The organism is Microbulbifer sp. VAAF005, assembly GCF_030012985.1.
Taxonomy (GTDB): Bacteria; Pseudomonadota; Gammaproteobacteria; order Pseudomonadales; family Cellvibrionaceae; genus Microbulbifer.
In genome coordinates this window covers 1-14,014 of the sequence record NZ_CP120233.1, presented here as the reverse complement: position 1 = coordinate 14,014, position 14,014 = coordinate 1, and the positions used below count along the sequence as shown (strand labels likewise).

General features: G+C 47.9%; 18 protein-coding genes and 1 pseudogene. 1 reads left to right on the top strand and 18 read right to left on the bottom strand.

What is annotated here, in order from left to right; translation table 11 throughout:
* Positions 1-8: 8 nt before the first annotated feature.
* From P0078_RS00095 to P0078_RS00010, 18 genes are all read right to left on the bottom strand, one after another.
* Positions 9-533, bottom strand: coding sequence for a phage tail protein (locus P0078_RS00095; protein ID WP_282932455.1), 525 nt, complete (start codon positions 531-533; stop codon positions 9-11).
* The gene (locus P0078_RS00090; RefSeq protein ID WP_282932454.1) at positions 530-1,699 is read right to left on the bottom strand and encodes a baseplate J/gp47 family protein; all 1,170 of its coding nucleotides are present in this window, start codon (positions 1,697-1,699) and stop codon (positions 530-532) included. The genes P0078_RS00095 and P0078_RS00090 overlap by 4 nt, the downstream gene beginning before the upstream one ends.
* Positions 1,696-2,016 carry a DUF2590 family protein gene (locus P0078_RS00085; RefSeq protein ID WP_282932453.1) on the bottom strand — a complete coding sequence of 107 codons (321 nt, stop codon included), beginning with the start codon at positions 2,014-2,016 and terminating at the stop codon, positions 1,696-1,698. The genes P0078_RS00090 and P0078_RS00085 overlap by 4 nt, the downstream gene beginning before the upstream one ends.
* Positions 2,016-3,932: a phage tail tape measure protein gene (locus tag P0078_RS00080; RefSeq protein ID WP_282932452.1), complete on the bottom strand. Its 1,917-nt coding sequence runs from the start codon at positions 3,930-3,932 to the stop codon at positions 2,016-2,018. The genes P0078_RS00085 and P0078_RS00080 overlap by 1 nt, the downstream gene beginning before the upstream one ends.
* Positions 3,933-3,936: 4 nt before the next feature.
* Positions 3,937-4,104, bottom strand: coding sequence for a DUF6890 family protein (locus P0078_RS00075; protein WP_252471906.1), 168 nt, complete (start codon positions 4,102-4,104; stop codon positions 3,937-3,939).
* 14 nt (positions 4,105-4,118) lie between these two features.
* The gene (locus P0078_RS00070) at positions 4,119-4,421 is read right to left on the bottom strand and encodes a putative phage tail assembly chaperone (protein WP_282932451.1); all 303 of its coding nucleotides are present in this window, start codon (positions 4,419-4,421) and stop codon (positions 4,119-4,121) included.
* A gap of 30 nt (positions 4,422-4,451) precedes the next feature.
* A complete protein-coding gene (locus tag P0078_RS00065; protein ID WP_282932450.1) occupies positions 4,452-4,712 on the bottom strand; it encodes a hypothetical protein in 261 nt (86 codons plus the stop codon).
* The gene (locus P0078_RS00060; RefSeq protein ID WP_282932449.1) at positions 4,696-5,196 is read right to left on the bottom strand and encodes a hypothetical protein; all 501 of its coding nucleotides are present in this window, start codon (positions 5,194-5,196) and stop codon (positions 4,696-4,698) included. Before P0078_RS00060 ends, P0078_RS00065 begins: the two co-directional genes overlap by 17 nt.
* Positions 5,193-5,777 carry a hypothetical protein gene (locus P0078_RS00055; protein ID WP_282932448.1) on the bottom strand — a complete coding sequence of 195 codons (585 nt, stop codon included), beginning with the start codon at positions 5,775-5,777 and terminating at the stop codon, positions 5,193-5,195. The genes P0078_RS00060 and P0078_RS00055 overlap by 4 nt, the downstream gene beginning before the upstream one ends.
* A gap of 2 nt (positions 5,778-5,779) precedes the next feature.
* Positions 5,780-5,989 (bottom strand): TraR/DksA family transcriptional regulator, encoded by a 210-nt coding sequence (locus P0078_RS00050; protein WP_282932447.1) that lies wholly within the window; start codon positions 5,987-5,989, stop codon positions 5,780-5,782.
* 9 nt (positions 5,990-5,998) lie between these two features.
* Positions 5,999-6,445: a phage protein gene (locus P0078_RS00045; protein ID WP_282932446.1), complete on the bottom strand. Its 447-nt coding sequence runs from the start codon at positions 6,443-6,445 to the stop codon at positions 5,999-6,001.
* A 51-nt stretch (positions 6,446-6,496) separates the two neighbouring features.
* Positions 6,497-7,606, bottom strand: coding sequence for a DUF2586 domain-containing protein (locus P0078_RS00040; protein ID WP_282932445.1), 1,110 nt, complete (start codon positions 7,604-7,606; stop codon positions 6,497-6,499).
* An 8-nt stretch (positions 7,607-7,614) separates the two neighbouring features.
* A complete protein-coding gene (locus P0078_RS00035) occupies positions 7,615-8,277 on the bottom strand; it encodes a phage virion morphogenesis protein (RefSeq protein ID WP_282932444.1) in 663 nt (220 codons plus the stop codon).
* On the bottom strand, positions 8,267-8,755 hold the full coding sequence (locus P0078_RS00030) for a phage tail protein (RefSeq protein ID WP_282932443.1): 489 nt from the start codon (positions 8,753-8,755) through the stop codon (positions 8,267-8,269). The genes P0078_RS00035 and P0078_RS00030 overlap by 11 nt, the downstream gene beginning before the upstream one ends.
* Positions 8,756-8,757: 2 nt before the next feature.
* Positions 8,758-9,222, bottom strand: a complete 465-nt coding sequence (locus P0078_RS00025; protein ID WP_282932442.1) for a head completion/stabilization protein — start codon at positions 9,220-9,222, stop codon at positions 8,758-8,760.
* A 95-nt stretch (positions 9,223-9,317) separates the two neighbouring features.
* On the bottom strand, positions 9,318-10,049 hold the full coding sequence (gene gpM, locus P0078_RS00020; RefSeq protein ID WP_282932441.1) for a phage terminase small subunit: 732 nt from the start codon (positions 10,047-10,049) through the stop codon (positions 9,318-9,320).
* Positions 10,050-10,117: 68 nt separating this feature from the next.
* On the bottom strand, positions 10,118-11,164 hold the full coding sequence (locus tag P0078_RS00015; RefSeq protein ID WP_282932440.1) for a phage major capsid protein, P2 family: 1,047 nt from the start codon (positions 11,162-11,164) through the stop codon (positions 10,118-10,120).
* A gap of 54 nt (positions 11,165-11,218) precedes the next feature.
* On the bottom strand, positions 11,219-12,094 hold the full coding sequence (locus P0078_RS00010) for a GPO family capsid scaffolding protein (protein ID WP_282932439.1): 876 nt from the start codon (positions 12,092-12,094) through the stop codon (positions 11,219-11,221).
* 188 nt (positions 12,095-12,282) lie between these two features.
* Between P0078_RS00010 and P0078_RS00005 the strand changes: the two are divergent.
* Positions 12,283-13,947 (top strand): annotated as a pseudogene (locus P0078_RS00005) (terminase large subunit domain-containing protein); the annotation flags it as partial.
* Between the last annotated feature and the right edge of the window lie 67 nt (positions 13,948-14,014).

Here is a 14,014-nt window from a genome sequence, read left to right as displayed (position 1 = left end):
GCTCCCCCTTAAAGTGACGCAACTAGATAGCCGTTATCGTGGCCACAATCTGCTGTGTGTAATTGCACTTGCAGTGGTGTTAAGACTTCAAACTCATAACGGCGGCATATCCGGCCATATTTACTTAAAATGATTTGTAATAGTTCTGGGTTTTCTGCCAGCTGTGAGTCCGTTAAATGCAACTTGATCACATCCCAATCGCGATCCGGTAAGCGTTCTTCAATCTCGATATAACCAATCAATAGCCGTTCAAAGATACGCTTTAAACCGGCAGTGCTGCCCGCGTCCTGAGCATTCACAAAAGCGTATTTAACCCGCAAGCGATATAACTGCATGGATTCGCCTTCAAACCGTTCCACCCCTCTTTGCCAGGCGAGCAAATCAAGGGCACCAGGTATACAGGTCTCCGGGTCCAGTTGTCGTACCGGCCAATAAAGCCACTCCTCGACACGCTCCCAAAAGCGTTGGCAGGCTTTGCGCAACTTGGAAAGCTGGGGACCGGATAACCAAAAAGGCAGTTTTAAGTCAATCATGCCACTGTCACCGATAGGCTATTAATTCTGGGTAAATCCATTTGACTAACGATGTAATCCAGGCTGAAATCGACACCGCGAAGCAAATCGAATTGTCTATGTAGCTCGCCACCCAATAGCGAGAAAGAAAACCGGCTCCAGGGCTTAACCAGGGTTGGCCGATAATCTAAATTCCCCCTGAAAGCAGCCCAGATAAAATCCTCAACACTTTTTTTGATTTCATCTTTGGTACCACCACTTAGGCCATCAATGGTGTATACCGTCACCGTAATATCGTGGAAGGTTTCAGGTATGGCATAAATTTTTAAGTCATCCCCGTGACCGTGGTTCCCTTCATCGGTGATTTTTTGCTGGATAGTTTGGATAAAACTGTCATCTGGTTGACCGGTCTCAAACATCACATAGGCATCAGCGGTACCAGGGCCGCGCGGTGCATCACTGTCAAAAAATACGTTTTCATCATTAACACCATCAAAGCTGGCGATTAATGATCGGTAAACTGCATCGGTGTGCCACTGGTTCACCGCCATATACTGAGTTCTAATTCTCTTTCTTAATTCCTCTGGGTCTTCATCATCGGTGCCAGGATGGGTTAGCCAGTCTTCCAGGTTGGCTACTGCGACAATGCCAGGCAATAACACTGGTAACACTGAGTAATACCCCGCTGCCAGGTTATAGGCACTGCCCGCCTCTTCAGCTTCAACCGGGGCTAATACCGTGTCCAGCCCATCACTAAACGTCACCGTTGCTGTTGTTCGTAGGGTATAGACACGGCCATTAATATTGGCACTTTGTATTGCCGTGTTGATGGGCACATCCAGGGAGCCTGAACTATCCGCCCGTAAAAATTGCACAAAGCCTTGGGCCTTACTCTTTATTTTCGGCTCCAGGTTTACGCCATCAGCATGAAGCGCTAAGAAATCCCCGCTTGCGGTCTTTACATAGATTTGCGGCATTACGAGTTTAATAAGTGCCTTTATCAACCAAATTACCGGCGTTATTACAAGCACTGTAACCATTCGCCACCAGGGTGATATGTCCCGATTATTGGTAAAGGCGACACCTTCCGCGTCTACCTCTTTTTCAAATTCCGCGCGCACCTCTTCTTCAGTGGTTGGGATACCGCCGTCTTTTAAAAGGTTGGTAAATAGCTCTTGCTCGCTCATAAGGTAAACTCGATATCTTTAAAATCTACCGTGGTAGCCGTGACTAAAATCTCCCCCTCATCACGGGAAAGGCGCGCTGTACCAGGTTCAATACGGGAATCACTTTCCACCAGGTTCTCAAGTCGAGAAAGGTTTAACGCCCATTTGTCGCTCTGGCGCTCGCCTATCAGCTCAACGAGTAGACCACTCTCTCTAATCATGTGTTTGATATCTTGCGCAACGGACGCCCTGTCACTAATCCCCATAGGGACGCTCAGGGAATCTAGGGCGATATCATTATTAACAATTAATAAATCCAGGTATTTAGGTTCAGTCATTAGCCCGCCGCCATTTCCATCTCATCTACAAAGCCGTAACCGCTCGCCGGGTTAATTACCTCGACTTTTTCGATATGTGTGCCGCCTTTCTGGTTGTTCTGGATATGCTGGGAGATACCCCCGACCGGAACAGCACTGGGCTGATATTGAGGCGTTGACGCCTTGGGAATACTGGAGCGCTCTTTCTCTACTGTCGCTTCAATATTAATGCCCGGTATCAGGTTTAACTTTTCAATCACCCAGTCAGCCGCGCTACCCAATGCGTCAAACACGCCGATATCGCCCAACCAATTTTTAAGTCGGGTAAATAGCGCCGGTATCTTTTTAATCTGCTTAAACAAAAATCCAATCAAGTCAATGGCGACAAGGAACGGGGCCGCTAGAATTCGCGTAATGGGGTTGCTTTCAATCGCATTACGGATAACCCCCCAGCGTTCAACGAAACCACTGATAAAGCCCAGGGCAGCCGCTTTAACGGTGTCCCAGTGAATAACCAATAAAGCCAGGCCAGCCACTAAACCAATGACCGCAGCAGCAACCCATACCAGGGGGTTTGCGTAAAGTGACAAACTAAAGAGTAAAGTTGCGATACGTGCAGCCTTAAGCCCTTTGGTTAACAACCCCAAAGCACCGGCCCCAATTGCTGTGGCAGTTGTCCAGGCGGTTTGCAGACCAATTAATCCCGCCATAGTCAGCTGTATAACACCACCGACAGCAGCAAAAACTAATACCGTTGCTATGAGTCCGCCAATCACTAACGCCGTTACACCGATCGCTTTTGTCAGATGCGGGAACTTATAGGACCAGTCCACCATGGTTGCATTGGCGGCGGTAAACTTATCAACCAGCGGAGTAATAATTGGTAACAGGGCATTACCAATAACCGCACGCACCGCTTTGCTACTCTCTCGCCAACGGTCGAAGGGATCTGAAATTTCTGTTGCCATTCGACGGGCTTTTTCCATGCCCTTAACATTGCCGAGCGCTTGAATATTATTAGCCAGCCCCTTGGTATCCAGCATTAATTGCTTAATCAGTGCTACCGCTTCACCACGGCCAAAGGCTTTTAGTAACAATTGCCCTTGCTCAACAGAACCCATACCCGCTAGACGGCCCTGAAGTTTCCCGAGAATATCCAGCATGGGCAACATGCGGCCCTGGCTATCGGTTAACTGAAGACCTAAAACGCCCTGTGCTTTTCCGACCCCTTGTAAAAATGCCTTGTATTTGGTGCCCGCTTCACTGCCGCTCATGGTGGATTGAAGCTGGCCAATAATGGCCATTTGCTCGGCCATTTGAATTCCGTGGGATTGTGCTTCAGCCCCTAAAGTGGAATAGGCGGCGGCCATCTCTCCCCCGGTAGTTTTGAACATCTGTACAGCGGTGGCTGTTTGGCCGGCAACGATTTCCACCCACTTAGCATTGCCCAACCTTTCAGCATCCTTTTGAAAGATGCCGTACATGGTGCCCATATAATTAGTGATGGTGGCTACATCTGACTTTGTGCCCTGAGCTAATACAGCACTAGCTTTAGTAAACCGCGCTAGTTCATCTCCTTTTAAACCGGAAATAGCGCTCTGAATATCGTAGGATGCCCGGATAAAACCAGCTGCACTGGTGCCGTATTGAATAGAAGTCTTGAGAGCGCTTCGCTGTAGCTTATCCAGTGCTTTACCGTGAACATCAAGGCTTTTGACTTCCCCTAATGCACGGTTCATTTCAATAGCGGGATCAAGTAAGCCTGAAAGAGAACGCTGTAAAGCCCAGCCGCCCGCAGCTGCACCACCAAGCATTGCGCCACCTTTTATTGCAGTGGCTTTTAATTGTTTTACCTGTGAGTCAATCTTTCCGATTGGACCACTAGCCCTATCAATCAGAGCAATTCGAAACATTAACTTCTCTAGTTTGGTGCTCATTGCGTTAGTTCTTCCAGGCTTTACCAATACCGTTAGTTACGGCTGATTCAAAGTTCTTCCAGTATTCCCGCTCTAACATCACGGCAGTTGCCAAGGTGTCCTCTGTAAGCGGTTCACCCGGCAACCATTTACGGGCATAGGCGCATAACTGGCTATACCCGTTTTCCGACATTGCGTCGGCGAGCGCTAACGCTTTTTTACGGTAACTTGCAGGTCCGGGGTATAGGCTTCATAAATACCTGAACCAATTGCCACTTCACTTCCCGGTCTATCCGCTAGCACCTTTAGCAAAGCTTGCTTGCCTTCATCGCTTACTGTAGAAACCAGGAAGTTATGAAAAGCGTTGACTTTATTACCCGGCCCCAACTGGTTAACCAGTTTGTTGTAATCATTGCGAGTAACTTTGAATAGAACTTCACTGCCATCAATAGTGACTTCAAATCCTTGTGTATTTTCGTCGACTGTGTCTTTGTTGACATCTTTTGCCATGATATTTCCTTAACTAAAGGGGATTTTTGATTAACTTTTAATATTCAGGGCCGCTTTAAAGCCCGCCCAAATAACTCCAAATAAACTACTCAGAAACATTCCTAGAATGATTCGCTTAGTCCACTTGGCAACTTGCTCTGATGCCAAGCGCTGCTGGCGCAAATACGCCTGGTCTTTTTGTGTCTCCAACACGTTTTCAGTATCTATACCCAACCTTTGTAGCATTCCCTCCAGTGCTTCATCTGCTGCCCGTTTTGCTACTGCTGATTCCTGTTCAGATAGGTTTTCCATTGCCCGCCCCGCCAACCCGTGCCCGGAATACTTCCGCAATCATTGGCGATACATTACGAACGGCACGCTCACCAAAAAGGAAACCTAAAACTAAAGAGTTGATAACGATTAATGCCGTCTCCTGCCTATCCGTAAGATTCCAGCTACTGAACCAAAGCCAATCTAAGTAGAGAGTGGCGAATCCCCACGCGGGACGCTGACAGCCTCTCAAGAAGAGAACTAGCGGGCCTAGTATTGGCATAGATTTGAGATCACTTGCAGACCCCTCAAGGATACTGACTCTTTCTGTGTGGACTTTCTCAGCCATTAAAGCCGCGTCATCAGCTTCACGAGTCCTTGCATCTTCCATCTTTTGTAAATCAATACGGACTTTCTCACGCTCGGCTTCACTCATGCCCGGCGGGAAATATTTTTCTACTACTTCAAAAGCCAACTTTCCTATACCACCAGTAGCAGCGCTTACAATTTTTTTAAAAAGGTTCATAGGTCTTTCTCTTCGAGTAACGTATAGGTAAATGAAGTGCCCCACTTTTCCGCCGCCACATCACATAGCGAAATTAGCAGTGCAAAATCAAAAGGATCAGCCAACACCTGACAACCCGCGCTCCAACGATCCACACGGCGGCTTTTTTGAGTGGCGTTTGCTCGGTGACAATTAATCCCGAATAGTCCGTCGTCGATGGGGGAATCAATATTGATGATTGAATCCTGGTTATTGTCTCGGTACACCCGCGCAGACTTCCGCTGCACCAATGCGCGGTATTTACCCTGGTGTAAACCCAGTTGCCATAACCCCAGATACTGTCCAGGGACTAAAATGGCAGTACCGTTTACATTAAGCGGGTTTTCTCGCCAGAAATTGCCGGGATCAGTGGTCGCGGAAAAGCTAAGGCAATGGGGCATCCCTTGAAAACGCCAGGCAACAGCAAAACGATCGTTAAAAGAATTGGCGTTACGGTCGGAACTACGAATACCAATCAAGTTAAGATTGAAGTCTCCTTCATCAAAGAAACGGTATCCTTTCCGTATCATTGCCGTTTGTAATTGTCCGTACCGTACTCGCATTTTTAGCGCCCCGTTTTTTCAAAAAATTCCTGACACTCAATACACCTGGTTACGCCACCAAAGGCCCGCCGTGCTAACGGGATAGGCTCGTCACAATCTTGACAGCTTTCCCGACTGGATATCTTTTGTCGGGATCGGTCGCGCTGTGCAGCTAATACGCTGTCCCGCTCCCGCTGCTCTAGCTGTGACGCCTGGTCAAATAGATCTGGCATAACAGGCCCTTAATTCAGCCGCTCTATTTCTTCAGAGCGCAGATAGGGCACACCGTTGATATTGACAAATTCACGGCCTGTTACTTCGTACTTAATGGTATGCATTAGCCGTTCATTGCTTTGATTTGCGCTCAGGACATCCGACAAACTCAGCTTGCAGTCAAAGGCTTCAACATTGATGGATTCATCAGTGGTTTCCGCGTTAAACACCAAATCAAAAGTTGGCAGCCCCCGAAAGCTGCCCGCCTCTTTGGCCGCTTCAACAATGATTTGAAACTGCCCGGTATTCAGTTTGATCTCTCCACTGGCCGAAACATCACCCTCAATAAATCCATCGGGTACACCACGGGTTTTTGTGGTGCCGGTGCCGTCTTCGATAGAAAGACTGGCCTCTTCGATATTGACGCGGTAACTACCGATCGTGGTGTCAATGTCGCGTCCGGAAAGTTTGGACATAACTATCCCCTGGTATTTAAAAGTTAAAAATTAAGATTGGAAAAACCGAACTCAGCCTAGGTTGGTTAGGTCCAACGCAATATTGGCGGTAATAGATTTCGGTGCGTTGTAAGGCGTTACCTTTAAATAAATTTCCACCTTGTCGCGAGTCGGCCAAATAATTTCAATATCGCCGTCCTTGGGCTGTTTAATCTCGCCGGGGAATACATCAGCCCCAAATTGCACACTGCGGGCCATTTCCCGTAGTGGGCGGGAAAAGTAGGTTTTATTGGAGGCAATAGAGATTGGGGTACTGTTCAGTTGTCGATTGCCTATCCGCGCAATCGCCAACATCCGAATAGCGCGGGCTGCTTTATCCACGACACGGAGGTTTTCAATAACCTGGTAGTCTCCCCCTTCGGCGTCCAACATGTTGCAGTCGCCCCAATAGGTACCCGGATAATCAACATAGGTTTGCGGTACTGATAGCCTCAGAGCGTCCAGACTCGCCAACATGGCGTTATCTAGCGGTACGCCGTCTTTGTCGTTGGGTACAGAACCCAGCGCTAACAGCGGCCCTGTGGCAACCCGCATAGGGGAATCAGCGACGCTGGCAGCACGATTGCACAGGCGGCCTACCAATTCGCCCAGGTTGTTTCCGTGCAGCAGGGGAACCGCTGATACCCGATAGGCGTTTACAGGGTCCACAATGGCGGCCTGTGCGGCCAGGTAATCGCTCCAGCTCTCGCTAGTGTCATCGATACCGGGAGTAGCAACCAGAATACCTACACGGCGCCCCAGGCTGGTTCTAATACTCTCAGCCTTGGCAAAAGCTACATCTAGGTCATTGGCCACCAATGCCGGGGTACAAACGGCTACCAGCTCTGGGGAGACACTCTGCATTGCCGTATCCAGCGCGGTCTTCCAATCGTCGGACACATCCAGGGGCACGGCCCAGGCGTTCCAGTTTTCCCCACCATTGGCCTGTGCGGCCATCACTTGGGTTTTTAGCTGTGAATCATTTGCGCCCAGTAGTTCGTCCAGATCACTCTGTGAATTCAATGCAAGAACACTATTTTTATTGGTGTCCCCTACCCCCAAAAAAAGTGCCTTGCGTTCGATTTCATCGAAGGCGCCCTGACCTAAGTTCAGGTTATTTACCGTTACTGTCCCCTGTGCCATGTGGCCCCCTAAATGCTGTTAATACGTCCGCTGGTTTCTTTAAAAATCATGTCGGCAAGCTCGCTCACTTCCCGGTCTGTGGTACCTAAAAAACTGCGCTCTGGTAATTCAATAACCCAGCTGTTTTCCTTCGGCTCATCGCGCAATACCTGTAAGATCAATCCCGCTTGCCCAAGGGTTAGGTTTTCAGTGATCCAACGCAGGGTTGGCTTTTTCTTGCGGCCTCCAGGTAGCCGCACTTTGTACCCCTCTTTTTTCAACGCTCGCGCCTGTCGTCGCGTTGCCGGGGCTTTGTAATCCGGTTTGCCGTAAACCTTTTCTGCCTTTTGCCCGTCCCACTCTTCAGCAATACCGTGTTGGTGCTGGTAGGCAATTTGGGCCGTGTTTTTATCGGCAAAAAATACTTCACCCCCTAAACCGGTACTTCGTGCCCGCATTCTTTTACTAAAGCCGCGCAGCATTTTTCCCTTGCCCCTTTGTCGCTTCGGGCCTTTTTTGCGTTTCTCCCAGCTTTTATCGTCCAGCCCTCGTTGTTCGCGCAATCGCTTGCGGCTATAGGTGCGGACTTTGCGGGCCAGCGTGCCGCCTATACGCCGCTGTTTTGCGGGTGGTAGCTTTAGCAGGGCTAATTGCTGCCGGGCTTTTAAATGTCCTGTTAAATCAATCTGCACGGTTATATGGAGCGTCAGTGGGTAATTCTTTGTTATCGCCAACCGCTACTTGGCTTGGCTCATCAATGGGCACCGTCGCAATGGCATAGCGTTGCCCTTGGTACGAAATAGGGCCGTTATCGTCGGGCACTAAATCCACGTTCTCAAAAAATCGGATTGTGATTTCCACATCTACCGACTTGTCATCAATCGGTGTGACTTCTATTTGCGGCTCCGGCATCCCGTTATCAAAGCGGCTGGAATCATTTTCCATTAACCAGGTTGTCACCAATGCGAGGACCAGGGCCGCGTCACCGCTATATTCTTCAAGTACGATTACAGCGTCGTACTCTGTCCGACTAATTCGAATGCCATTCCCTAAATTCTTGCTAGCTGTTTCTATGCGCCCCTCTTCCATCCAAGATTCAAACTTTTCTTGCGGCACTAAATTAGCGGCTAGCAAATGCGCGGTAATTTCTTGTAACTTTTTCCCAGCCATAACTAGATAATCTCAGCGGTTATATTGGTTGAGATACCGCGCAAGCGGCGCACCGCTCTATCAGATTCAGCCCGGTACATTTGCTCTGTATCTAGGCTTTGAGCTGCCTGGTGCTCTCCCACCTCACGGCGTGCAACCGTTGGAAATTCTCGGAAAGCCATTGCAGTTGCCAAAGAAAAAACCGCTCGCTGGTAATGCACCAATAACCGGCTCTTACCCCCGATCAATTTAGCCGGTACTTCTGCAAGCGTGGAATAGCCTTCTTCTTCCCAAAGTGCTTGCTGATCCTCCAAACCTTCATTGATTTCAATCATTGCCAAGCGCAATAAGTGCTCAACCTTTTCTTGCATCAGGCTTGCCGGTGCGCTGTACATCTTCTGATAATCCCCTAGGGATATATCAGGGAAGAAACCGCTGTTTTGTAAAACGGTCTCTAAATAACTTGCAGGCCTTCCGGTAAAGCTCATAACAAAAATTCTTTTTTAAAAACGCGGCGCCAAGTGGTTTGCATAAACGCGCAGGGCGTTAAGCGCCCCACTGGCCCGCGTGGCTGTGGGAGTCGTTACAATGTTTTATTCAGTTTTTTTGCCAGTGCTTCTAAGCGGGTTTTAACCCCGGCTTTTCTGGGGTTGGCTTCCTCGGCGGAGTGATACCACTTAAAAGCGGATTCCTGATCGCCGGCTTTCTCGGCAAATAGCCCGGCCATCTTGTACAGCTTGCCAAGAACAATTGTGTTGATAATTGGCCAGCTGTTACTAGTCACCAGCTCTAACACTTCATCAAAATAAGGGCTGGCGGTCGTGTTGTTTTTGTATTGCTTCAATGCCCAATCGTGCAGGCTTTCCGCAACAAAGGTTTGCAGGTCATCAGACTTGAAATAGTGCGGTAGCTTTTGCTGTTGTTCGACGGCGAACTTTGCAAGATCAAGCGCAAGCTCTATATCTTCAACATCCATTGCCCACAGTGTGCAGTACACCAAAACCAAGTTCTGATAGTGTTCTCCGTTTTCCCGGTACGCTTCTACAACTGGTAGGTACTTCGGCAACAGCTGGCGCTTGAGGTCAATTTTTTCTGCAATGCTCGTTCGCTCTTTGAGTAATTCAAGATCACGATCTAAAGAAGCCGCTATAACTTCGTGAGATGCAGCACTATCCTCGACATTGGTAGGTGCGCTCTGCGGCGCTGTATTGTCAGCAGATAAAACCGTCTGATTTTCTAATGCTTGCTGTTCGGCTTTTTCTTTAGCAGCTTTGGCTTTGCACTTGTTTTGATGCGCAACAGTGATAAACGGCATTTTTATTGACCTGGTTATAATGGATTTTAAAAAGCCCCCGGCGCAGTGCCGGGGGAAGCACCGTCTACCTAAGCCCAACCACCGCTGCCGTCTGGTAACTGCACATTCGCGAACTCGATACCTGCCGCTTTTTCTTCATCCTCAATCACATAACCTTCATTGACTGAGTTGTAATCTTCAATGCGATCCCGCTTAGGGTTATCTGTAACTTGGCGGCGCCAGCTATCGGTTTGATAGTAAATAGAGAGATTATCCAGGCTGGTAATCAAAATACCCCGTGCCGGAAAATTAGGAACATCGTTAACAATGGGCAGGCCCGCATAGATTTTGGTGACAACCTCTTTTTCTACGCGCTCTTTCTCTGATGGTTTTTGCCCCATCGCTTTATAGAGTGCGGCCTTTTCTTCTGCGATAAGGTCATCACCAACAATCGCTACCAAATCCTTGGAGCCACGATGTATACGGTGGATCATTTGCTTTAGGGCAAGAATGGCGGAATCCAGGTTTTCAAAATCGCCGCCCGCGCCAATACGGATTTTATTGGCTACCTGGGTGCCGCTGGAGCCATCAAACCAGTGACTACCGCTATCGTATTCCCTTAGATGTTGCAGCCATCCTTTATTAACGTCTTCACCGTTCGGGTTGCTTGCACTATCGGTTTCTGTTGCTGCTTGGGTACCCATCCAACCAACACGGATACGGGCTAGGCCGATTGCTCTGCGCACCCAATTTCCATATCTTTGATGGAAATCAGAGAATTTAGCCCAGGAATCCATAGTGATATAGCGAATATGGGTGTCATATTCTGTTTTAAATAATTCATAGTTTTTACTACCGAGAGACCAAACCTCACTGGTTTGTCGGTCTTCTTTGTCGGTATCCGTGCGCTTTGGTAGCAATCCGGTAACAGAACCTAATACCTTTTCCCCTTTTATTTCATCGACGGGGATAATGTTGATACGCTTCAGGAATTCATCACTTTCGGTGATTGCGTCTTGCAGTTCCTGGGCGACCGAGGGAGTAACACTAAATTTTTCAGAAACACTTGGCACACTGTAAGTCGTTGCCATGGCCAGCAGCATTGCTGAAAAGAGTTTTTTGGTTTCAAAGTTCATGGATTTACCGTTTTAAAATAATTTAACTAATTCGAAATACTCAAATAAAACAATCTACAGAACACGCTTAGATTCTGCGCCGCCTGTACCTTCAGGGGCCTGCGTGCCCGGCTTCTCTTGATTGAGCGCTGCCGAAAATTGTGTTTTCAGGTCTTCAAGCTCACCTTCCAGTTTCTTGAACTTCTTCATTGGCACGGTTTCTTCGCTATCACTTTCAGGGGCTCCCCCTTCATCACCCTCACCGCCTTTTGGTTTAGCGTCGCCCTGACTACCTGCTGACTGAATTGAAAAAGCATTTTTTATTTCAGTTGAGATGATTTCTCTAAGTTCACTTTTCTGAGCGTCATCAAAAGCCATGCTGTTATTTTCCTGTTGTTGAGTTTCGTATTTTTCCTGCTGTATCTCTTTATTGAAGATTTTTGAGAAAAGGCCCTTTTCTTCCTGGAGAGATTCAGCCACATTGATTTGATGGCCACTAAACACTATGGCTTTTTCTTTTTTGCCGGAATTAGAAGAAAAGTGAAGCTCTGAAACTCCCGCGCTAGCTGGCTCATCGGTTACGCCAAGACCTTTTAGAAAAAACTTGCCTGTGCCTCGGTAGTCCTCGCCAACCTCAATAGATGGGTGTGTATAGTCGCCACGACGGTTCGCGCTGATCAAAGAATCATTAGGCGCCATGATTCCGTAAAGCTGGATTTCCCCTTTTAGTTCTGGTTCTTTGGCTTCCTCTGTTTTCAAAGCTAATACATTGCCGCCGTTCCAATAGCGTTGATGGTCCGGCCAGATTCTGGCGGTATGTATTTTTGTGTTGTAGGTTTCCGCCATATCTAACAACCACTGCTTTTCAATGGTTCGACCATCTTCAAGACCATCTACAACTGATCCACTAGTAGCCAATACCACCCAGCCGGTTTTCAGATTTCTTGCCATCGTTCACCCACACACTATTGAAAGATAATTTTTTTGCGGTCTGTGCCGCGCTGAGAATTTGAAATTTATAGGTAGTCGGCACACCTCACAATTCAATAAATTCCTAAAAATTCCTATTTTTGGAAAATCGGAATTCTTAGGAATTAAACCGGGCAAAAATATTAATTTCGTTGCGTACACTGCGCGGCATGGCTACATATTCAGACGAAATCAAAACCGCCGCTAAATTGATGTGGTTGCGCAGAGTGAGCGCACGAGAAATAGCGGACCAATTAAACTTGAACAGTGTTCGAGTGGTTTACCAGTGGGCGGAGAAAGGCTGCTGGGAAGATATGCTTCAGCATGAGACGGTGGAGCAAGCCACCTCTCGCCGCCTGATATCCCTGGTGGAAAAACCCAATAAAACAAAGGAGGACTTTACAGAAATAGACCGCCTTGGAAATCTGCTAGATAAGCTGGCTGGGATAGATTTAAAAAAGGCGCGTACGGCAAAGGAAAAGGCGGTGGCTTCCCGAGGGGAGCGCGGGGAAAGTAAAGGCAAAAAGAAAAAGCCTAAAAATGATATTAGTGAAATCACAGCGGAACAACTGGAAGAGATTCGCAAAGAATTATTCTATGGCTATCAGCATCGCTGGCACGACCACAAGGGCGAACGCACTCGCTTTATACTCAAGTCACGCCAGATAGGCGCCACGTATTACTTTGCCTGGGAAGCATTTGAAGACGCCATAATCACAGGTGACAATCAGATATTCCTTTCCGCCAGCCGCAGCCAAGCAGAGGTATTTAAGGCTTACATTCTTTTATTCGCTAGCAAGTATTTTGATATTGAGCTAAAAGGCGCTGACTTTATTCAGCTTTCCAATGGAGCTGAATTGCGCTTTGTATCGACCAACGGGCGCACCGCTCAGAGTTACCACGGTCATCTGTATATTGATGAAGTCTTTTGGATACCCGATTTTGAGAACCTGAACAAGCTGGCTAGTGCGATGGCTTCTCAAAAGAAATGGCGTAAAACCTATTTCTCTACGCCGTCAGTAAAAAGTCACGGTGCCTACCCGCTATGGAGTGGTGAGAAGTACAACGAAAAAAGAGTAAATAAAGTTGAATTCGATCTTACACGGGAGACGCTAAAGACCGGTCAAAAAGGAAAAGATCGCATCTGGCGAAACATCGTCACCGTCAAGGATGCCGAGGAACAAGGCTGTGATCTTTTCAATATCGAGGAACTAAAAGACGAGTACAGCGATTCTGAATTTAATAACTTATTTATGTGCGCCTTTATGGAGGCGGGCTTATCAGTATTTAAATTAGATGATTTGCTGAGTTGTTCGATTGATACCAATGTCACCTGGGTCGATTTTAAAAAGCGCGAAGTTCGGCCCTTTGGCAATCAGCCTGTATGGATTGGTTATGATCCCTCCCGCAGTGGCGACGGTGCCGCAGTCGTTGTTATCGCTCCCCCGCTTAAGCCCGGTGGTAAATTCCGGGTTTTGGAAAAAATTGTTATGCGCAACCGCGCTTGGCAGTGGCAAGCAAACCGGATTAAGGAACTGACGGAAAAATATAATACTCAGTTTATCGGTATTGATTGTACCGGGCCGGGCACAGGGGTTTATGAGATGGTCAAAGCCTTCTTCCCACGGGTAACGCCTATTACCTACGGCATCAATACAAAAACCAACCTGGTGCTCAAAGCGCAAGACGTTATTGAGTCCCGTCGCGTCGAATGGGACGCGGAACACACCGACATACCCCAAGCGTTTTTGCAGATTCACCAGGTCACTACCGGCAACGACCAAATCACCTATGCCGCAAACCGCACCAGTACTACCGGACACGCGGACGTGGCCTGGGCAATTATGCACGCCCTTAGCAATGAACCCCTAAACCGAAACCAACGTAAAACCACTGTGGCAC